At 53.2% G+C, this 19,923-nt stretch carries 16 protein-coding genes; 11 read left to right on the top strand and 5 right to left on the bottom strand.

Annotated elements, in window-relative coordinates; all coding sequences use genetic code 11:
* Positions 1-18 precede the first annotated feature (18 nt).
* On the top strand, positions 19-369 hold the full coding sequence (locus tag Q4551_RS07870; RefSeq protein WP_303432972.1) for a hypothetical protein: 351 nt from the start codon (positions 19-21) through the stop codon (positions 367-369).
* A 124-nt stretch (positions 370-493) separates the two neighbouring features.
* On the opposite strand, the gene gcvP is transcribed toward Q4551_RS07870, so the two are convergent.
* The 3 genes from gcvP to gcvT form a co-directional block, all read right to left on the bottom strand.
* Positions 494-3,457: an aminomethyl-transferring glycine dehydrogenase gene (gene gcvP, locus Q4551_RS07865; RefSeq protein WP_303432971.1), complete on the bottom strand. Its 2,964-nt coding sequence runs from the start codon at positions 3,455-3,457 to the stop codon at positions 494-496.
* A gap of 300 nt (positions 3,458-3,757) precedes the next feature.
* Positions 3,758-4,144 carry a glycine cleavage system protein GcvH gene (gcvH, locus tag Q4551_RS07860; protein WP_303432970.1) on the bottom strand — a complete coding sequence of 129 codons (387 nt, stop codon included), beginning with the start codon at positions 4,142-4,144 and terminating at the stop codon, positions 3,758-3,760.
* Positions 4,145-4,386: 242 nt separating this feature from the next.
* On the bottom strand, positions 4,387-5,484 hold the full coding sequence (gene gcvT, locus Q4551_RS07855; RefSeq protein WP_303432968.1) for a glycine cleavage system aminomethyltransferase GcvT: 1,098 nt from the start codon (positions 5,482-5,484) through the stop codon (positions 4,387-4,389).
* Between the two features lie 385 nt (positions 5,485-5,869).
* Here gcvT and dctP point away from each other — a divergent pair, with 385 nt between their 5' ends.
* From dctP to Q4551_RS07810, 9 genes are all read left to right on the top strand, one after another.
* Positions 5,870-6,877 carry a TRAP transporter substrate-binding protein DctP gene (dctP, locus tag Q4551_RS07850; RefSeq protein ID WP_303432967.1) on the top strand — a complete coding sequence of 336 codons (1,008 nt, stop codon included), beginning with the start codon at positions 5,870-5,872 and terminating at the stop codon, positions 6,875-6,877.
* A gap of 68 nt (positions 6,878-6,945) precedes the next feature.
* Positions 6,946-7,605: a TRAP transporter small permease subunit gene (locus Q4551_RS07845; protein ID WP_303432966.1), complete on the top strand. Its 660-nt coding sequence runs from the start codon at positions 6,946-6,948 to the stop codon at positions 7,603-7,605.
* Positions 7,602-9,008, top strand: coding sequence for a TRAP transporter large permease (locus Q4551_RS07840; RefSeq protein ID WP_303432964.1), 1,407 nt, complete (start codon positions 7,602-7,604; stop codon positions 9,006-9,008). The genes Q4551_RS07845 and Q4551_RS07840 overlap by 4 nt, the downstream gene beginning before the upstream one ends.
* A gap of 66 nt (positions 9,009-9,074) precedes the next feature.
* Positions 9,075-11,258, top strand: a complete 2,184-nt coding sequence (locus tag Q4551_RS07835; RefSeq protein ID WP_303432963.1) for an ATP-binding protein — start codon at positions 9,075-9,077, stop codon at positions 11,256-11,258.
* A gap of 21 nt (positions 11,259-11,279) precedes the next feature.
* Positions 11,280-12,662: a sigma-54 dependent transcriptional regulator gene (locus Q4551_RS07830; RefSeq protein WP_303432962.1), complete on the top strand. Its 1,383-nt coding sequence runs from the start codon at positions 11,280-11,282 to the stop codon at positions 12,660-12,662.
* A gap of 214 nt (positions 12,663-12,876) precedes the next feature.
* Entirely contained in the window at positions 12,877-13,479 is a 603-nt protein-coding gene (locus Q4551_RS07825; RefSeq protein WP_303432961.1) for a peroxiredoxin, read from the top strand.
* Positions 13,480-13,966: 487 nt separating this feature from the next.
* Positions 13,967-15,322, top strand: a complete 1,356-nt coding sequence (locus Q4551_RS07820; RefSeq protein WP_303432959.1) for a sodium:alanine symporter family protein — start codon at positions 13,967-13,969, stop codon at positions 15,320-15,322.
* Positions 15,323-15,644: 322 nt separating this feature from the next.
* Positions 15,645-16,022: a c-type cytochrome gene (locus tag Q4551_RS07815; RefSeq protein ID WP_303432958.1), complete on the top strand. Its 378-nt coding sequence runs from the start codon at positions 15,645-15,647 to the stop codon at positions 16,020-16,022.
* 266 nt (positions 16,023-16,288) lie between these two features.
* A complete protein-coding gene (locus Q4551_RS07810) occupies positions 16,289-16,879 on the top strand; it encodes a hypothetical protein (RefSeq protein ID WP_303432957.1) in 591 nt (196 codons plus the stop codon).
* A gap of 114 nt (positions 16,880-16,993) precedes the next feature.
* Here Q4551_RS07810 and gloA read toward each other — a convergent pair whose 3' ends face one another.
* Positions 16,994-17,398 (bottom strand): lactoylglutathione lyase, encoded by a 405-nt coding sequence (gloA, locus tag Q4551_RS07805; RefSeq protein ID WP_303432956.1) that lies wholly within the window; start codon positions 17,396-17,398, stop codon positions 16,994-16,996.
* A 171-nt stretch (positions 17,399-17,569) separates the two neighbouring features.
* Positions 17,570-18,457: a LysR family transcriptional regulator gene (locus Q4551_RS07800; protein WP_303432955.1), complete on the bottom strand. Its 888-nt coding sequence runs from the start codon at positions 18,455-18,457 to the stop codon at positions 17,570-17,572.
* Positions 18,458-18,545: 88 nt separating this feature from the next.
* Here Q4551_RS07800 and Q4551_RS07795 point away from each other — a divergent pair, with 88 nt between their 5' ends.
* Positions 18,546-19,727 carry an MFS transporter gene (locus Q4551_RS07795; protein WP_303432954.1) on the top strand — a complete coding sequence of 394 codons (1,182 nt, stop codon included), beginning with the start codon at positions 18,546-18,548 and terminating at the stop codon, positions 19,725-19,727.
* Positions 19,728-19,923 lie beyond the last annotated feature (196 nt).

Here is a 19,923-nt window from a genome sequence, read left to right as displayed (position 1 = left end):
TCCGCTCTCTTTATATTTATGTTTGGCGATTCTAATGAAATTGAAAATTTTGATGAACTATCAACTAATAGTACAGTCTTGAATTCTGATCTTGATACACGAATGAAAGCGCTTCTTACAATACTCCGAAAACTTTATCGTCAGGCTGGAGCTGGTAGGAAAATGTCAGCTTTGATGCAAGGGGTTACAAAACCTGAGGTAGCCTCATTTATCTCTCCTGTAATTGACGTTATGGAGAAAAATGGGTTTGTTCGAGTCTATAATCAGGTTGTACACCCTGTAAGAAAAAATGTATCTAGAGTTGACGCCATTCTAAGTGCACCATCGTTCTGTGATGATATGCTGATCACAGAAGTGATGAAAATATAGGCTTTATTGAATTAATGGAAATACCAAAGCCTGCGTTTGCGGGCTTTGGTATTTTTACAGTGTTGATTTCTGAATAGGCAGCAGCCAGTTAGCTCCTACCGGTGGTGGCTGCGTTTACTACGAATCAATCCTCATAGTGTTCAATCGCCGGACAAGAACAAATCAGGTTGCGATCACCATACACATCATCTATCCGGCCAACAGACGGCCAGAATTTATGCGCGCCGAGCTGGTGGGTAGGGTACACCGCCTGTTCACGGCTGTAGGGGCGATCCCAGTCTCCAATCGTGACGATTTCGGCGGTGTGCGGGGCGTTTTTCAGCGGGTTGTTGTCGGCGTCGAGTTCGCCCCGTTGAATGGCGTCGATTTCAGCTTTAATGGCGATCATGGCATCGGCGAAGCGGTCGATTTCGGCCTTGGACTCGGATTCCGTCGGTTCGATCATAAAGGTACCAGCCACCGGGAATGACATGGTGGGGGCGTGGAAGCCGTAGTCCATCAGGCGTTTGGCGATATCGACTTCGGTGATGCCGCTGGCGGCCTTGATCGGGCGCAGGTCAACGATGCATTCATGGGCGACGCGGCCGTTCTGGCCGGAGTACAGAATCGGGTAGTGGTCACTCAGGCGCTGGGCGAGGTAGTTGGCTTTCAGCAGGGCGTTCTGGGTCGCCAGACGCAGGCCGTCACCGCCCATCAGGGTGATATACATCCAGCTGATAGGCAGGATGCTGGAGGAGCCATAAGGAGCGGAAGAAACCGCGCCATTACCTTGAGCAGCGTTGTCTATCGGCCGTACGGTATGGTTGGCCACAAAGGGTGCCAGTGCCGCGGTCACGCCAATCGGGCCCATGCCAGGGCCACCGCCACCGTGTGGAATGGCGAAGGTTTTATGCAGGTTCATATGGGTGACGTCAGCGCCGATAAAGGCGGGCTGGGTGATGCCGACTTGGGCGTTGAGGTTGGCGCCGTCCATGTAGACCATGCCGCCGTTGGCGTGGATCAGTGCGCAAATTTCCTTGACGCCCTGCTCGTAAATTCCGTGGGTCGATGGATAGGTCAGCATCAGACAGGAGAGCTGGTCTTTTAGCTCTTCGGCTTTGGCTTTGAGATCGTCGAAGTCAACGTTGCCCTGGTCGTCGCAGTTGGTCACAACCACACGCATACCCGCCATTTGGGCGGAGGCGGGGTTGGTGCCGTGGGCCGAGCGTGGAATCAGGCAAACGTTACGATGCCCGTCGCCGCGGCTTTCGTGGTATTTGCGGATGGCCAGCAAGCCGGTGTATTCACCTTGGGCACCGGAGTTGGGCTGCATGCAGATGGCATCAAAGCCGGTAATGGCTTTGAGGTAGTCGTCCAGTTCGCCAATCATGGCTTCATAGCCCTGGGTTTGGGAAGCTGGCGCGAAGGGGTGGATATTGGCGAATTCTGGCCAGGTCACCGGGATCATTTCGGTGGTGGCGTTGAGCTTCATGGTGCAGGAGCCGAGGGTGATCATGCTGTGGTTCATGGCCAGATCCTTGGACTCCAGCCGCTTCAGGTAGCGCAGCATGTCGTGTTCGCTGTGGTACTGGTTGAAGGTCGGATGCGTCAGGAAGTCGCTGGTCCGGGTCAGCTCGGCCGGAATGGATGAGCGGCCTTGAGCGGCGCTGGCGACAATGTCGGCATCGAGGGCGTATACATCCAGGCCGTGATTTTGGCTGCCGAGAATAACGTCGAACAGCTGTTCGATGTCGGCAGCGCTGGTTTTTTCGCTGATGGTGACGCCCAGTGTATCGGCTGGCTGACCGGCACGGGTTAATCCCAGTGCTGCGTCGTCACGGAGGTTGAGTTGTGCGGCTTCGGCGCGGGCCAGTACGGCGGCGCGGTCGTTGACACGCAGGGTCAGAGTGTCGAACCAGCTGCTGCTGGCAAGTGTGACCCCAGCGGTTTGAGCGGCGTCTGAAGTCAGTCCGGCGGCAAGGATATCGGTTAGCCGGTGGATACGGGCAGCGATGGTTTTCAGGCCTTTGGGACCGTGATAAACCGCGTAGAACGACGACAGGTTAGCCAGTAAGACCTGGGCGGTACAGATATTGGAGTTGGCTTTTTCGCGGCGAATATGTTGCTCGCGGGTTTGCAAGGCCATACGTAATGCCGGTTTGCCCTGGGCATCGATAGAGACGCCAATAATCCGGCCAGGAATGGAGCGCTTGAAGGCATCACGGGTGGCAAAAAATGCTGCGTGTGGGCCACCAAAACCCATGGGTACACCAAAGTGCTGGGCGTTACCGAGGACAATGTCGGCTCCCATTTCGCCGGGAGCTTTCAGCGCCACCAATGCCATCAGGTCGGTTGCCACGGTGGCCATGGCGTGATTGGCATGCAGAGCATCGATGATGGTGGTGAAGTCACGCACGTCACCCTGTTTGCCGGGGTATTGGAACAGGGCACCAAAAACGTCGGCGCTGGCGGCATCGTCGGCGGGGCCAACCAGAATATCCCAGCCAAAGGCGGCGGCGCGGGTTTTGACTACGTCGATGGTCTGTGGCAGGCAGTTTTCATCAATAAAGAAGGTGTTGGATTTGTTTTTCTTGACCGAGCGTTTGGACATGGCCATGGCTTCGGCGGCGGCGGTGCCTTCATCCAGCAGGGAGGCGTTGGCCAGTTCCATGCCGGTCATATCGATGATCATTTGCTGGAAGTTCAGCAGCGCTTCGAGGCGACCCTGGGCTATTTCGGGCTGATAGGGGGTGTAGGCGGTGTACCAGCCTGGGTTTTCCAGCACGTTGCGCAGAATCACTGGCGGCATCAGGGTGTCGTGATAGCCCAGCCCGATGTAGCTTTTGAAGACCTTGTTCTGGGTGGCGAGACGGCGCAGGTAGTTCAGCGCTTCAAACTCTGTCTTGCTGGGGGCGATGTCCAGAAAGGGGGGGCGCAGAATGTCGGCCGGGACAATTTCAGCCGTAAGTGCATCAATGGAGTCGGCGTTTACAGCGGCAAGCATGGCGGCGGCTTCTGATTGATCCGGGCCGGTGCCGTTGGAGGCGATATGGCGACCGACAAAAGCGTCGTGTTGTTCCAGCTGTTGCAGTGACAGAGTTTGTGTCATTGAGAAGTTACCCTCAGTAAAAGCAAAGAACCCCTGAAGGGTCAGAGGTTCGTCTGGCGTGTCAGCCGGGTGTATAAGTCACGCTATGTGCTCATACATCCGATGCATACCTTGTATTTATGTGTCGATTGGCAGAGGCCGCAGGCGACCGATCGGTATGGATACAGCAAAACAGACTGTATCGATCGATCGTCATCTGGCGGTCTGAATCGGTATCCCGCAAGAGATGTTAATGGTGCAGCAGGGTCGCAAGCCCGCGTTACCCTGTTGCACCGGTTAATGCACTATCACAGCCACAGCTCAGCTTTCGCATGCGGCGGTGTAGGCCGCGGCGTCCATCAGGCCATCGAGGTCAGCGGCGTTGGCCAGTTCCATTTTGAAGAACCAGGCTTCACCGTATGGGTCTTCGTTGGCTTTTTCCGGCGCATCGACCAGGTCTTCGTTAACGGCGATGATTTTACCGGCCAGTGGTGCATAGATATCGGAGGCGGCCTTGACAGACTCGACCACTGCGCATTCGGCATCGGCATCGAATTCGGCATCCACTTCGGGTAATTCAACAAATACCACGTCACCCAGTGCTTCCTGGGCAAAGTCGGTAATGCCGATGGTCACCGTGCCGTCGGCTTCGATGCGCACCCATTCGTGAGAAGCGACGTATTTCAGATCTGAGGGTACATTGGCCATTGGTTTTCTCCAGGCTTCGGCATTGCCAGTGTGGCGCTAAAACGTGAGAGCCGATAACGGTTACTGGTGTAAACCGTGTCCGACTCGCCGTTTTGCCCGTCCATAAAAGGATAACGCGGGCGGTTGACCGTACTGTTGCAACGCCAGTGAGTGAGTTGTTAAAAAATCATCAGGTAGATAGTTTACTGCGTATTGTCGTCGGGAGAATTGCCTGGGGCAATGCTCCCGTCAGACGTTAGTCTTTATTCGCAGACTTTTTTGCCGTTACGTACAAAGGGCAGCTTAACGACTTTGGCGGGGACCTGCTTGCCTCGAATGTCTACCAGGCAATGATCGCCGGTGGCTTTCGGCACCCGGGCCATGGCGATGGAGCATTCCAGCGTTGGTGAGAAGGTACCGGAGGTGATTTCGCCTTCGCCCTGACCGTCTGCGCCAAGGTCGACAATCACTTTCTGGTGCGAACGCATAATGCCGCGACCTTCCAGAATCAGGCCAACCAGCTTGGTGGGTACGCCTGCGGCTTTTTCAGCTTCCAGCGCTGCCCGGCCAATAAAGTCGCGGCTGGCCGGTTCCCAGGCAACCGTCCAGGCCATATTGGCTTGCAGCGGGCTAACGGTTTCGCTCATGTCGTTGCCGTACAGGTTCATGCCGGCTTCCAGACGCAGGGTGTCACGGGCGCCCAGTCCACAAGGTTGGACATCGGCTTCCAGCAGCGATTGCCAGAAGGCGGCAATTTCGGCGTCGGGCACCATGATTTCGAGACCGTCTTCACCGGTATAACCGGTGCGGGCGTAAAACCATTCGGCCTGCCCCCGGCCCTGGAAGACTTTCAGGCCATCAATGGCGGTGGCTGCTTCCGGTTTGACCAGCTTGACCTTGGCGATGGCTTGTGGCCCCTGGATGGCGAGCATGGCCAGTTCCGGGCGTTCGGTAAGGCAGATATTGGAAAAACCATGCAGGTTTTTTTCCATCCACTCCAGATCCTTGGCGCGAGTAGCGGAGTTGACCACCAGACGATAACCGCTGTCGGCTTTATAGACGATCAGGTCATCGATCACGCCGCCATCCTGATTCAACATGCCACTGTAGAGTGCCTTGCCTTTTTCCTGCAGGCGCGAGACATCGTTGGCCAGCAGTTTTTGCAGGTAATCGGTGGCGTCGGAGCCAGACAGATCAACAATAGTCATATGCGATACATCAAACATACCAGCGTGTTCGCGAACGGCCTTGTGTTCGACGATCTGGGAACCATAGTGAATCGGCATTTCCCACCCGGCGAAGTCTACCATCTTGGCATTGGCTTCCAGGTGTTTTGCATACAATGCAGTACGTTTGGCCATGGAGCGTCCTGTTGTCACATGTTGTGGGATTTACCCGCCAGTTACAGGTAATAAAGTACTGATCTGGTCGGTAAAAAATGGCCGGACAGTATACAGCCTTGCCACTATACGCGCAGCAGTTGCACGGAGAATGTTGAGCGCCTGAAATCCGGTCGGGCAACAGAATTGGCTGGCGATTGGGGAAATACAGCTGCAGGAGCTGACTGAAAAGATCGAATAATGAGAAAAAAAATTCCTTTTTATGCAGAAAAGGCAGGAGTTTTTTGACCTATTTGAATATCGGTTTATTAAAAATATTATAAAAATCAATAGCTTATATTTTGGCCCGAATACTGCTTTGTCGGAGGATACAAATACAATAATGCCCGACATCGGAGAATACCGAATGAACACCTTCAAAAAGCTCACGCTTGTTTCCGCCCTGTCCCTGTCTTTTATTGCTCCTGAAGTAATGGCCGACACCACCTGGAATGTATCACTGTGGGGTAAACGACGCGCCTTTACTGAAAACGTAGAGAAACTGGCCGAACTGGTTGAGCAAAAAACCAATGGCGAGTTCAAAATGAATATTTCCTATGGCGGCTTGAGCAAGGCCAAGGAAAACCTTGATGGTATTTCATTCGGTGCATTCGAGATGGCGCAGTTCTGTGCATTTTATCATGCCGGTAAAAACCCGACCATCACGGTGAACGAATTGCCGTTCTCGCAGGATGTCTCGCTGGCCCGCGTGGCTGAAATCTACACCAAGGTGTATCAACATCCCATCGTCAAGAAAGACATGGCCCGCTGGAACGCTACCTTGCTGATGCCAACACCGCTGCCGCAGTACAACCTGGTGGCGAAAGGCGATGTGCTGACCAAGCTGGAAGATTTTGACGGTCAACGGACCCGTGGTCCGGGTGGCGTACTGGAAGTATTGACGCAATTTGGCGCGATCAAAACCGGTGTGCCGTTCAGTGAAGTGCGTCAGTCGATGGATTCCGGTGTGATTGATGCTGCCGCCTTTGCTCCCCACGCACACCTGGCGACCAATACCACCAATATCGGTACCTGGGCGACCACCAACCTGAACCTGGGTTCTGGTGATTGTCCGGTGGTTATGAATACCGAAGCCTTTGAAGACCTGAAACCTGCTTACCGCAAAGTCTTGTTGGAATCCGTGCCAGAAGCGATGGCGTATTACGTGGAAAACTACAACACCAATGCGGTTGCCGGTTACGAAAAAGCCTTGCAAGAGCACGAGGTAACCAAGGTGACCTTTACGCCAGCGCAAACGGCCATGCTGGATAAAGTCGCTGAGCTGGTACGTAAGGATTGGGTGCTGAAATACGAAAAACAATTCGATTCCCAAGCCTTGCTGGCATACACCACCGGTTTGTTCAAAGGCGAATAAGTACCTTTTGAAGGGCCGGGTTCCCGGCTCTTTTCCCCTGATGATTTTTTTGCAAAGAGAGTCTGACCATGTCTGCAAGCGCGACCGTTCTGGTCGATCAATCTGTATTAAGCCGGGCTGACCAGCTTTATTATCGGCTGGAGTCTCTGCTGTCGTTATTGGGCGGCTGCGTCATTTTGATGCTGGTGTTTATGGCGGTGGCCAATATTCTGGGGCGCTGGTTTTTCGACCTGCCTGTGAGTGGTTACATCGACTGGGTAGAGCAGGGAATGGCCTTTATGGCGTTTCTGGGGCTGTCGTATACCCAGCGTGATGGTGGTCATATCCGAATGGATATTCTGATTGGTCAATTGAAGGGTCGCTGGTTGTGGGCGGTGGAATTGTTCACCGTGCTGGTGATGCTGGTGTTAAGTGTATTGCTGATGTACGGCTCGTATAAACACTTTAACCGTGCATTTGTGAATGGTGATACCTCGTTTGATATTGGCCTGGTGACCTGGCCTTCCAAGCTGGTGGTGCCGATTGCTTTGGGGCTGTTGTGTTTGCGTCTGATTCTGCAAGCCTGGGGGTATAGCCGTGCGCTGATTTCCGGCTCTCCGAATCCGGTGGCCGTGCCTCTGGTTGAAAGCGCAGCGGTGGTTGCGGCTCGTGAAGCGGCAACAGTGGCTTCGGCTTCATTCGATATTGATGAAAATACAAACCCTGAACAAGGGAAGGACCGAGTATGAGTTTATGGGAAACCATGTCTGCCATGGACCCGATCTCGATCGGTCTTTGGGTAACTGGCGTTATGCTGTTGTGTGTCATCCTGGGGTTGCGGGTGGCATTTGCTGCTGCACTGGCTGGATTTCTGGGCTTGTTGTGGATTTTTTCGGCCCGTCTGGGGTTTGAAAAAGGTTTTGAAGTGGCCATTAAAATGGCCGGTACCATTCCGCATTCAAAGGTATCGTCACTGGCGCTGTCGTTGATTCCCACTTTTATTCTGATTGGTTTTCTGGCCTATCACGCCGGGCTGACCCGGGCGCTGTTTGATGCCGCGAAAAAATGGCTGGGCTGGTTGCCCGGCGGTATGGGGGTTGCCACGGTATTTTCGACCGCCGGTTTTGCGGCAGTGTCGGGTGCATCGGTAGCCACGTCGGCGGTATTTGCCCGTATCGCGGTACCGGAAATGCTCAAGCTGGGCTACGACAAACGCTTTGCGGCGGGTGTGGTTGCGGCGGGTGGAACGCTGGCATCGCTGATTCCACCGTCTTCTATCCTGGTGATTTACGCCATTATTGTGGAGCAGGATGTTGGTGCCTTGCTGATGGCCGGTTTTATTCCGGGCATGGTATCGGCGTTTATTTATGGCGGTCTGGTTATCTTGCTGGCGTTGACCAATAAAAAGCTGGGGCCACCGGTGACCGGCTTTACCTGGAAAGATCGTTTCGCCACGCTGCCGGGCGCATCACCGATTCTGTTTGTTGTCGGTATCATTGGTATCTGTGTTTACGGCGGTGTTGGTACACCGACTGAAGCCGGTGCTCTGGGTGCGTTTGTGATCTTGCTGATGGCCTTGCACAAGGGCATGAAGCTGAGCCAACTGAAAGATGCGCTGCTGGAATCTGCCAAGCTGACAGTCATGATCTTCACCATCATCTGGGGTGTCTTGCTGTACGTGCGCTTCCTCGGCTTTGCCGATTTGCCGTCGGCGTTCTCCGATTGGCTGGTCGGTCTTGACCAGAGCCCGATGCTGACCCTGGTGTTTATCCTGTGTGCTTATGCGGTGCTGGGGATGTTTATGGATGCTATCGGCATGCTGCTGCTGACCCTGCCGGTCGTGTATCCTGCGGTGATGGCGCTGAACGGTGGCCCTGATGTTGCGGCGGTGGATTCGGCCTTTGGTGTGTCCGGGGTAGGCTGCGCCATCTGGTTCGGTATCATTGTGGTGAAAATGGCGGAGCTGTGTCTGATTACGCCGCCGATTGGTCTTAACTGCTTTGTGGTGGCGGGGGTTCGTCCTGAGTGTTCGGTTCAGGATGTCTTCCGCGGCTGTACACCTTTCTTTGTGGCGGATGTCTTCACGATTATCGTGTTGATCGCTGCCCCCGGAATTGTGTTGTGGTTGCCGGGACTGATGGGCTACGCGTAAGCTGGCGGGCCTGCACTCCGGCAGCGGCAGCTGCCGGAGTTTGCTATCAACCGAGTACTGGCTACTGTGAACGTTTCTTCTGCTGCGGCTGCTGAAAACCCATTAACCTCGTCTGTTTTTGCACCGGTTGGACGGCGCTGGTTATGGATGGTGCTGGCGCTGATTACGCTGGTGACTCTGGTTTTCTATTTCCTGAAAATCGCTTCTGTTTCGGCCGACAATCGCCGTTCGGCCGCCGTCTTTGAGCAATCATTACGAGCCTCGATCGATCAGTTTGAATACCTGCCTGCCTTGCTGGCGCGCAATGAGAAAATAATTGCTCATTTGCGTTCAGCCTATTCCGAGTCCACGTTGGACGATCTCACGACCAACAATGAGCTGGCCTTTTCGGCCCGTCGTTCCGGTGCCGATATTGTGTATGTGTTGCGCCCGGATGGACGGGTGACAGCGGCCAGCAACTATCAGGATAAAATCGGTAGTTTTGTGGGCCATAATTATGGTTTTCGGCCGTATTTCGCCCGTGTCATGGCGACGGGAGAGCGGCAGTTTTATTTCGCCAAAGGCATGACCACCGGGATACCGGGCTTTTTTATATCCTCACCGGTGCGGGTTGATGATCGTATTATCGGTGTGGTGGTGGTCAAGCTGGAATTGGCCAGCTTGCTCGACAGTTGGGAGAGCAGTCATGACCGGGTGCTGGTGAGTGATGCCAATGGTGTCATTATCCTGGCGTCGGACAGCCAGTGGCTCTATCGGCTGTTAGCACCGTTGCCGATTCGAAAATTGAATCAGGTGTATCGCGAGCGCCAGTTTCCGGAAGAAAATCATGAACTGCTGTTTCAGCCTGACCCCTTCTTGTCGATGTTGCCAACGGGAGGAGCGGACTACTGGAAAGTGGATGGTAAAACCTGGCTGGTGGATCATTTTCCCGTGAATGGTACCGACTGGACGCTGCATCATGTGGTCAGTCACCGGCAAATACTGTTACCGACGCTGGCGTGTTTTTTTATTGTCAGTTTGCTGGGCTGTTTCTGGTATTTGCTGATGCGGGAGCGGCAGAAAAAGGCCGTTTACAGCGCCAAAGTACGCCAGACAGAAATTCGTCGCCGTGAAGACTTGCAGCGCTTGATCGATCATATTCACATCGGGGTGCTGGTATTCGACGGCGAAGGCTGCATTACCTCGATGAACGACTATGCCGAAAACCTGTTGCTGGCCGGTGCTTCCTTTAATGAAAACGGCGTTGCTAATGTGGTGGATTTACTGCGCTTGAAATCCCTCGACGGGCTCGACTCGTACCTGGTCGATTTGCAGCGCACGCCGCAGTATTTTGAAACCTGGACACGTATTGGCGAATCGCCGGTGCCGGTAATGTTTGCGTTGGCCCGGGTGGATTACGATAACAGCGAGCATTACCTGATGACGCTGATCAATATTGTGCGGCGCAAGCGGGCCGAAGAACAGCTGGTCAAGCTGAATGCGTCGCTGGCATCCACTGTTGACGAACGGACACGTGAACTCAAGGTGGCACAACAAGAGTTGTTGCAAAAGAGCAAGGCGGCAGCGCTGGGGAATATGGCGGCCACCATTGTGCACGAGCTGAGCCAGCCACTGGCGGCGATCAACAGTTCCGTGGCTGCCATTGAGGGCAAGGTCAAGCGTGAAAACTGGTCCGGGGCGATGGAATCCGCTGCCCGGTTAAAACCTCTGGGCAGCAAGATGCGGGACGTGATCCAGTTACTGAAGAGCTTCAGTTACGATGACAGCAATCATATTGGCTTGCTGGATGTGGCGACCCTGATTCAGCAAATGCTCGACTTGCATCACGATCAATGGCAAGAGCGCGGGATCCAGATTGAATTGATCGATCGGCTGGTGGCTCCGGCCAACCGGGTAAACATGAGCGCTATCAAGTTTGATCTGGCGGTTTCCAATCTGCTGAAAAATGCCATGGAGGCCTTGGAAAAAACCGCATCTCCCCGGATTCGGGTTGAGTTAAGTGCAACAGCCAGTCATATTCAGTTGGTGGTGGAAGATAATGGCGGTGGTTTGGATGATGCGGTTATGGAGCATCTGTTCAGCCCCTGGTTCACCACCAAGGAAGTGGGTAAAGGCGTTGGTCTCGGGTTGTCGATTGTGTATGAGATTGTGCAACAGCAACACGGGGATATTCATGCTGAAAACATCAGTCATGATGGGGCTGAAACCGGTGCCCGCTTTACCCTGCAATTGCCTTTGGCTGTTCCCTGACAATAACAAAGAAGCTGTTCAATGACCGATACTGAAGCGTCGCCACTGAGTGCGGCCGATATTGAAATTGTGATCATCGACGACGACGAAGATGTGCGGATCAATACGTCCGACCTGTTATCGGTCGAGTATCAACGTATCAGTACCTATGCCTCGCCGGCCGCTTTGCTGAAACGGCTGACGGTGAATCAGCCAATGGTCATTCTGACCGATTTGCGTATGCCCGATGCCGACGGCTTTGAGTTTGCCTGTCAGGCACTCAAAATTGACCCGGATTTGCCGGTTATTCTGATGACTGGGTATGGTGATATCTCCATTGCCGTCGATGCCATGAAGCAGGGCATTACGGATTTTGTCGAAAAACCCTTTGATACCGATTATCTGCTGGCAGCGGTACAAAAAGCCGTGGATAAGCGTCTTCATGCCCTTAACTTATTACAAGCCCATCAGTCATTGGAAAATGGTGCCGCCATCGAACAGGTGATCGTCGGGCAATGTCAGGCCATTCATCGCTTGCGCAGCGATGTCCTGCAGTTTGCGCCGATGGATATTCCCGTGATGATTTATGGGGATACCGGGGTTGGTAAAGAGCTGGTTGCGCGCTCGTTGCATCGCTTCAGTCGTCGCTCAAGCGGACGGTTTGTTGCTCTCAACTGCGCCGCCATTCCCGAGCAACTGGCAGAGGCCGAATTGTTTGGCCATGCCAAGGGCGCGTTTACCGACGCCGGCAGTGCCCGTACCGGCAAACTGCAACACGCCAATGGCGGCACCTTGTTTCTGGATGAAATCGAAAGTCTGCCATTGACGACTCAGGCAAAGTTGCTGCGGGCGTTATCCGATCAGTTGATTACCCCGCTTGGTTCCAATCAGGAAATTGCCATCGATTGCCGGGTGATCTCGGCGACCAAGGACGAGCTGCGTAATAACCCCGCTTTTCGTCAGGATCTGTTTTTTCGGCTGCAAGTGGCGGAGTTGCGTATTCCGGCATTAAAAGACCGGGAAGGGGATATCCAGCGGCTGTTTGAGTATTACGCGCATCAACAGTGCGACAATTTTGGTACCGATTATCGGCTGGCTGATTCTCACACCCGTCAGGTACTGCTGCAATATTCCTGGCCGGGTAACGTTCGGGAGCTGATCAACGTTGCTACCCGTTATGCCATCCGGGGTTGTCGACATATCGAAAACGCCATCGAACTGGATACCAACAATACCTTTGATGTAGGCGCAGGGGAGTCGTTAAAAGATATGGTGCAAGCCTACGAAGAAAAGCTGATACGTTCCAAGCTGGCGGAACATAACGGCAAGGTAGCGGCGGTGCTGGAAGACCTGTGTATTGAGCGCCGTACCTTCAACCAGAAACTCAACCGTTACGGCATTAACACCCAGGATTATCGCGATTGAGGGAGGCTGTCATGGGCGGCATCCAGATCGGGCTGACAGCCACCAAAACAGCCGGGATAGTCTGCTGCTATCAAAGGCATGGGAAAAAGTAATCGTTCGATCTTTTCATTCAAACACCGGTTTGACCGTGTCTTGGCGTGGCGTATGATCCCAGCATCATTTTGATACACGGCCGATCACGGCTGAGATGTTCAATACAAATGGAGTGAGAAATATGAGCGTACTGGTAGGTAAGCAAGCCCCTGATTTTACAGTTCCAGCCGTACTGGGTGATGGAACCATCGTTGATGAATACAACTTCGCCGAAGCTACCAAGGGCAAATACGCCCTGGTGTTCTTCTACCCACTGGACTTCACCTTTGTATGCCCATCCGAGCTGATCGCTCTGGACAAGCGTATGGCAACGTTCAGCGATCTGGGTGTTGAAGTGATTTCCGTATCCATCGATTCTCACTTCACTCACAACGCATGGCGTAACACAGCCATCGATAACGGTGGTATTGGCGAAGTCAAATACACCATGGCGGCTGACGTAAGCCACGCCATCTGTAAAGCATACGACGTTGAAACCGCTGGTGGTGTGGCGCTGCGTGGTGCTTTCCTGATCGACAAGGAAGGTATGGTACGTGCGGCTAACATCAATGACCTGCCACTGGGTCGTAACATTGATGAGCTGGTACGTCTGGTTGAAGCGCTGCAATTCCACGAAGAGCACGGCGAAGTTTGCCCTGCTGGCTGGAGCAAAGGCGATAAAGGCATGACGGCTTCTCCGGAAGGTGTTGCCAAGTATCTGTCTGAGTCTGCTGACGGTTTGTAATCTTGCGTTAAGCTGGACTACACCTGATTGAAAGTGCCGGGTTGCCGTGAGGTTACCCGGCATTTTTATGGGCGCTGGTTAAGCGAATCACGGTGATTTTGCAGCTTTGAATTTCCTGGGGCCGGCTCCGTCTGCGTCCGTTGTGCCAAATCCGTCTGTGTCCGTTGAACCGGTTTTGCCGTATTACCGATGTATCCCCACACCACTGCCAACTGGCTCCCAATAACGGACGAAGATTGTCATAATTGTTGATTCTATTGGCTGGCAGGTATTTTTTGGGCTTATCTTCTTTATCGGTCGTGTTTTGCAGTTGATTAAACTGAAAAAATAGCGAATTCGAAGCCATTTACCAAACCAATTCTTTTACTTTACTGCGCATCAATTGATGCTCAAATATCCACTGAAGGCTATTGATTTTTGACTGCTGGACAGTGAGGCAAGGGGCGTTGTTTGAATTTTAATAATGTAATCAAGGCGGAGCATAAGTATGGATGTATTAACCAGTTGGGTCGGTGCTATCAACGGTGTGGTCTGGGGGCCAATGATGTTGGTGCTGATTCTGGGAGTGGGGCTGTTTTTGCAAATAGGCTTGAAACTGGCACCCATTTTTAAAATTGGAGCCGGGTTCAGCTTGCTGTGGCAGGGGCGTCAGGCCAACGAAGAAGACAGTCAAGAAGGCGATATCTCTCCTTTCCAATCCTTGATGACGGCGATGTCCGCAACGGTTGGTACCGGGAATATTGCCGGCGTTGCCACGGCTGTTTTTCTGGGCGGGCCTGGTGCCTTGTTCTGGATGTGGTGTACCGCGCTGGTCGGGATGGCGACCAAGTTTTCCGAAGCGGTACTGGCAGTGAAGTATCGCGAAGTGGATGAACAGGGCAATCATGTTGGTGGCCCCATGTATTACATCAAGAACGGACTGGGAGCCAAATGGGCCTGGATGGGCACCGCTTTTGCGGTTTTTGGTATGGCCGCCGGTTTTGGTATTGGTAATACGGTGCAGTCCAACTCGGTCGCAGCGGTACTGGAGAGCAACTTTGCTCTGCCGAGCTGGATAACCGGCTTGATTCTGATGGTGTTGACAGGCGCTGTACTGTTGGGTGGCATCAAGCGTATTGGCTCGGTTGCCGGTGCTTTGGTGCCATTAATGGCGATCGGTTATTTGTGTGCAGGGTTGGCGGTATTGATCGTGAATGTCGAAGCCATTCCCGCCGCGCTGGGCCTGATTATGCAGTATGCCTTTACCGAATCAGCCGCTGAAGGGGGCTTTGCCGGTGCGGCGGTTTGGGCTGCGATCCAGTTTGGTGTGGCGCGAGGAGTGTTCTCTAACGAAGCGGGTCTGGGCTCTGCGCCGATTGCCCATGCAGCCTCACAAACGACCGACCCGGTTCGTCAGGGCCTGATTGCGATGCTGGGAACATTTCTGGATACCATTATTATTTGTTCGATTACCGGTTTGGCGATTGTGACCTCTGGCTTGTGGACTTCCGGTGAGTCCGGTGCGGCGTTGACATCGGCAGCCTTTGCTCAAGCATTGCCTGGTGTTGGTAATTATCTGGTGGCGATTGCGCTGGCGGTGTTTGCCTTTACCACAATTCTGGGCTGGAGCCTGTACGGCGAACGCTGTGCGGAATATTTGTTTGGGGTGAAAGCGATTATGCCATTCCGGATTGTCTGGATTCTCAGTGTGCCGGTTGGTGCCCTGATCAGCATGGATTTTGTCTGGTTGCTGGCGGACACTCTCAATGCCTTGATGGCGATTCCAAACCTGGTGGCTTTGGCATTGCTGAGCCCGGTGGTCTTCCGTCTGGCCCGTGAGTACTTTAACAGCACAGCAAAGTAACCTGGCTTGCTGGCTGGCCGTTGCCAGCCAGCTGCTGTGCTTAACCGGTTGATAAAAGCGATGCCTGACTTGTTCTGATTCAATCTGATGGCGTGAGTCAGGTTGATGCTCTGGTTTATTTGGATGCCAGGGTTGAGCCTCTGCCGCATTGGGTAACGCCTGTTTCCCGCGGGTGTAAATCCTGAATAAACCAAAATGTGTATTTTATTGATCTGTCTCACAGGAGCCCCGGGAACAGTACCGAAGTACAGGATGGCAAGCAAACACGACTGCATACACTGGATGGATTCCATCGTTTCCCGTCTCTATCAGGAGTGTTGTTATGAAAAAGTCATTGGGTTCTGTGCTGTTGTGTGCCGCTACTCTGGCTGCGTCGCTGGCGAATGCCGGGGATGACATGCGTGCCGCTCAAGGCCAGGTAGTCTTCGCGCAAAACTGCCATGCGTGTCATTCAGAAGATTCCAGCAAAAATACCTTTGGTCCAAGCCTGACTGGCGTTGTTGGACGTCAGGCTGGCTCCTTGCCGCGCTTTGCGTATTCGGATGCGCTGCGGGCTGCGGGGTTTAGCTGGACAGAAGAGAAGTTACGGCTCTGGGTGCAGGATAACGAAGCCTTGGTACCCGGTACCCGTATGCGTCATGTCGCGATTACCGACAAGGCCGAGCAGGATTACCTGATTGCTTATTTGAAAACGCTGTAAGGTTGTCTGAGCAAAATGCGCATCCCTGCCCCAGGTGGGAATGCGCTGTATCCGTGGGGCTGAGCTGGTGTATCCATCTGCTCTGGTTACTGTTTGTTTTGCCGGGGTCTCTCCGCCCTGATGTTTCACCCTGCCTTATCCCAAACTGAATTTATGGGAACCTCTGCCGAACCGGGGTATCGCATTCTATGTGTCATGAGTGCCGGTACTGACCTGTGTGAGGCCCGGATTATTTTTATTCTGAGTATTGTCGAGGTGGTTTTACCATGCTGTTAGGTACCCGCTTGTTTGAGTATAAAACTGCGGTCGCCCTGTTGTTTTCGGGCATTTTTCATTTGATCGCATTGCTGCTGGTGTTTCTTGCGGTCAGTGATTTTTTCTCGGGAGTCGGGAATCCGGAAATTGAGTTGATTACTCATGTTATCAAGTCGATCAATAACCTGGTGATTGCCCTCGCCATGTATGAACTCGGTGTTGGGGTCGGCAAGGAATACACTGCGGATGAGCAAGGGGAAAGTGTTTTTGTCAGTGTGCGCCGTACGATTTCGCGTTTTGTTGGTACCGTGTGTATTGCTCTGGTGCTGGAAGCGCTGATTATGATCATCAAATACAGCCAGCTGGAATTGGCCGGTAATCTGTATTACCCGGTTGCGATTCTGGTGGCCTGTTCCTTGTTGCTGGCATCGTTGGGGGCTTTTCTGGCCCTGACGCGGCGGGTATGTGAAGAAGACCAGTCAAGCTGCGACCAACAGCATGCCCTGGCCAATAAAAAAGCCGCGGCCAATGTGACAGCCAGTGCCACAGCCGATACTGCGGCTGTGGGCAACACCACGACTGGCGTTGCCCAGCCTGTCTGAGCCGGTGTGAGTAATCACTGGGTTTTAGCATAACGCCGCGGCCACACCGCAAGCGACCGGTCAATCGGACGATCGCTTGCCGCCTGCCTTGGGAAGGCAAGGCACAAGGTTTATTTACAGCTCGATCGGGAAATCCGGTGTTTTTTCGATCAGTTCGATCTTGTAGCCATCCGGATCTTCAACAAAGGCAATCACGGTTTTGCCTCCGGCAACCGGGCCGGCTTCGCGGACAATATTGCCACCACTGGCGCGGATTTTTTCACAGGCCTCTGCCGCGTCATCCACTTCCAGTGCAATATGGCCGTAGGCGGTGCCGAGATCGTATTCACTTTGGCCCCAGTTATAGGTCAGTTCCAGTACCGTGCCTTCACTCTCGGGTTGATAACCCACAAAGGCGAGGGTGTACTGATATTCCTGGTTATCGTTCTGACGCAGCAAGTCCATGCCCATCACTTGGGTATAAAAATCGATGGAACGTTGCAGATTTCCTACTCGCAACATGGTGTGCAGCATTCTCATGGGGGCCTCTCTGTAGTCGGTTGGGTCGGTATGGTGATGATGCGTCGCTTCTGCGGGACGCTGGGTAAGTTATCGTGGCGTAATCACCTCGGCAAGCATGAACCACTGCGTGGTGTGTAGGCAACCCGGGTGTCGCAGCGGCAGCAGATTACTGCGGCTGCCGTATTAATTTTACAGACTCAGTCGAGTTGCTAAAAAATCAATAAAAACTGAAATACGCTTCGACAGGGTGGTGTTGCGGTAAAACACGGCATGTACTTCCTGGCGTGGGCTGTGCCGATTGATGACTCCTGGCAGTACTTCAACCAGTGCGCCGTTCTTCAATGCCGCCGCTACCATAAAGTTAGAAATCAGCGCGATTCCCTGGTTGGCCAAGCAGAGTTGCAACAGCGTTTCTCCGCTGCTGGCGGCAATGGATGGGCGTATTTCAAACGAATCTGACAGTGGCCAATGATTCAGTGTACTGCCCCGAGTAAAACCGATAAGTCGGTGGTGATGCAGGTCTTGTATAGATTGGGGTGTGCCATGAACCTTGAGGTAATTGGGACTGGCGACCAGTCGCAGAGGGCTGCGGCCAAGCTTGATGGCATGCAGGTTAGAGTCGTCAAGCTGGCCAATCCGGATCGCGACATCGGTGCGTTTTTCGATCAGGTCGATAACACTCTCGTTAGAGACCAATTCCAGGGTAATCAGCGGATAGCGCTGCTGGAACTCAGTCACCAGAGGGACGATTTGATGCAGTATAAACGGACTGGCGGCATCCACCCGTAACCAGCCCGATGGTGCCTGTTTGCGTAATTGCAGCGTTTCTTCTGCGTGTTCCAGATACTCCAGACCTTTGCGCACTTGTTGCACAAAGTCTATACATTCTTCGGTCGGTTCGACTTTGCGTGTGGTGCGGTTGAACAGGTTGGTGTCGAGCCGTTGCTCCAGTCGTTGAATGGCACGGGTGACTTTGGCAACAGGGTGGTCAAGGCTGTTGGCTGCTGCCGAGAAGCCGCCGAGATCGAAAACTGCCAGTAGAATGACGAGATCATCCGTCTTGGATATATTTGTCATAAGTGCAAAAGTTTTTTGTTTATTGTGATGTTTTTTGCAATATTATCTTTGCCCATACTCCTCTGCAAATTAATTCAGGAGTTATTTCATGCCTCTCGCTTTGTGGGCACTCACGTTGAGTGCATTTGCTATTGGTACTACCGAGTTTGTGATTGTCGGATTGATTCCCACCATCGCTCAAGACCTGGGCGTATCGTTGCCATCATCGGGCTTGCTGATCAGCCTTTATGCGGTTGGGGTGGCTATCGGCGCCCCGGTGTTGACGGCCTTGACCGGGCGCTGGTCTCGTAAAAGCGTGTTATTGAGTTTGATGGGGTTGTTTGTGGTGGGTAACCTGGCTGCCTGGCAAGCGCCGGGTTACGAAAGCCTGATTACAGCGCGAATTCTTACCGGTTTGGCACACGGTGTTTTCTTTGCCATTGGCTCAACCATTGCCACCAGTCTGGTGAGCAAGGACAAGGAGGCCAGCGCTATTGCGATTATGTTTACCGGTCTGACGATAGCGTTGGTCACTGGCGTACCCCTGGGTACCTTGATTGGTCAGCATTTTGGTTGGCGTGCTACGTTTTTGACTGTCTCGTTATTGGGTGTTATTGCGTTGATAGGAAGTGCCGTTCTGGTACCAAAGAATCTTGTGCAATCTGCACCAGCAACGTTGCGTGAACAATTTCAGGTGTTGATGGAGCCTCGGTTATTACTGGTCTACCTCATTACGGCACTGGGGTATGGTGGTGCTTTTACGGCGTTTACTTATCTTGCGCCGATTCTGGAGCAGGTGAGCGGCTTTGGACCCAATGCGATTGCGTTGGTGCTGCTGGTGTATGGTGTGTCGGTTGCCGTCGGTAATATCTGGGGTGGCAAGCTGGCGGATTCTCATGGACCCATCAAGGCTCTGAGTATTATTTTTTGTGCTTTGACGCTGGTACTGCTGATTTTTACCTTTACCGCGAATACCCCGGCACTGGCGGTGTTGACGGTATTGTTCTGGGGCGCTTTTGCCTTTGGTAACGTACCTGTCTTGCAGGTGTACGTGGTGCAATTGGCGGAGCGTTATACACCGAATGCAGTGGATGTGGCATCGGGGCTGAATATTGCCGCATTTAATCTTGGGGTGGCAGCAGGTTCTATGTTGGGTGGTGTGATAGTCGAAGATTTGTCGTTAATGGATACTCCCTGGATTGGGGCTTTGATTGTGGCGCTGGCCATTATTCTGACGCGTATTTCGGGAGTATTAGACTCTCGTTCATTAGCGAAACTGGCAACGGATTAAACTCACTTTGTGAGGCCGGCTCCAAGGTCTGTTATGAAGCCTTCAAGATTGGAGACTACCTGCTGTCACAGGCTCTCCGACATTGAAACGGCTAAATGCAGGGCCGGATAATGAGAGCGGGAGGAGTACTTATATGCACCATCTCGTACTCCGACCCGCGAAGCCGGGCCGGGAGATGCAGCAAAACACAGACCGA

Source organism: Oceanobacter sp. 5_MG-2023 (assembly GCF_030548165.1).
GTDB lineage: Bacteria > Pseudomonadota > Gammaproteobacteria > Pseudomonadales > Oceanobacteraceae > Oceanobacter.
Note: the sequence above shows the minus strand (reverse complement) of the source record. Positions and strands in the feature narration are given on the sequence as shown.

What these genes read in the sequence shown, in the direction of transcription:
- Q4551_RS07870 (WP_303432972.1), top strand. Translation starts at nt 19, where the DNA reads ATGTTTGGCGATTCTAATGAAATTGAAAATTTTGATGAACTATCAACT.
- gcvP (WP_303432971.1), bottom strand. Translation starts at nt 3,457, where the DNA reads ATGACACAAACTCTGTCACTGCAACAGCTGGAACAACACGACGCTTTT.
- gcvH (WP_303432970.1), bottom strand. Translation starts at nt 4,144, where the DNA reads ATGGCCAATGTACCCTCAGATCTGAAATACGTCGCTTCTCACGAATGG.
- gcvT (WP_303432968.1), bottom strand. Translation starts at nt 5,484, where the DNA reads ATGGCCAAACGTACTGCATTGTATGCAAAACACCTGGAAGCCAATGCC.
- dctP (WP_303432967.1), top strand. Translation starts at nt 5,870, where the DNA reads ATGAACACCTTCAAAAAGCTCACGCTTGTTTCCGCCCTGTCCCTGTCT.
- Q4551_RS07845 (WP_303432966.1), top strand. Translation starts at nt 6,946, where the DNA reads ATGTCTGCAAGCGCGACCGTTCTGGTCGATCAATCTGTATTAAGCCGG.
- Q4551_RS07840 (WP_303432964.1), top strand. Translation starts at nt 7,602, where the DNA reads ATGAGTTTATGGGAAACCATGTCTGCCATGGACCCGATCTCGATCGGT.
- Q4551_RS07830 (WP_303432962.1), top strand. Translation starts at nt 11,280, where the DNA reads ATGACCGATACTGAAGCGTCGCCACTGAGTGCGGCCGATATTGAAATT.
- Q4551_RS07825 (WP_303432961.1), top strand. Translation starts at nt 12,877, where the DNA reads ATGAGCGTACTGGTAGGTAAGCAAGCCCCTGATTTTACAGTTCCAGCC.
- Q4551_RS07820 (WP_303432959.1), top strand. Translation starts at nt 13,967, where the DNA reads ATGGATGTATTAACCAGTTGGGTCGGTGCTATCAACGGTGTGGTCTGG.
- Q4551_RS07815 (WP_303432958.1), top strand. Translation starts at nt 15,645, where the DNA reads ATGAAAAAGTCATTGGGTTCTGTGCTGTTGTGTGCCGCTACTCTGGCT.
- Q4551_RS07810 (WP_303432957.1), top strand. Translation starts at nt 16,289, where the DNA reads ATGCTGTTAGGTACCCGCTTGTTTGAGTATAAAACTGCGGTCGCCCTG.
- gloA (WP_303432956.1), bottom strand. Translation starts at nt 17,398, where the DNA reads ATGAGAATGCTGCACACCATGTTGCGAGTAGGAAATCTGCAACGTTCC.
- Q4551_RS07800 (WP_303432955.1), bottom strand. Translation starts at nt 18,457, where the DNA reads ATGACAAATATATCCAAGACGGATGATCTCGTCATTCTACTGGCAGTT.
- Q4551_RS07795 (WP_303432954.1), top strand. Translation starts at nt 18,546, where the DNA reads ATGCCTCTCGCTTTGTGGGCACTCACGTTGAGTGCATTTGCTATTGGT.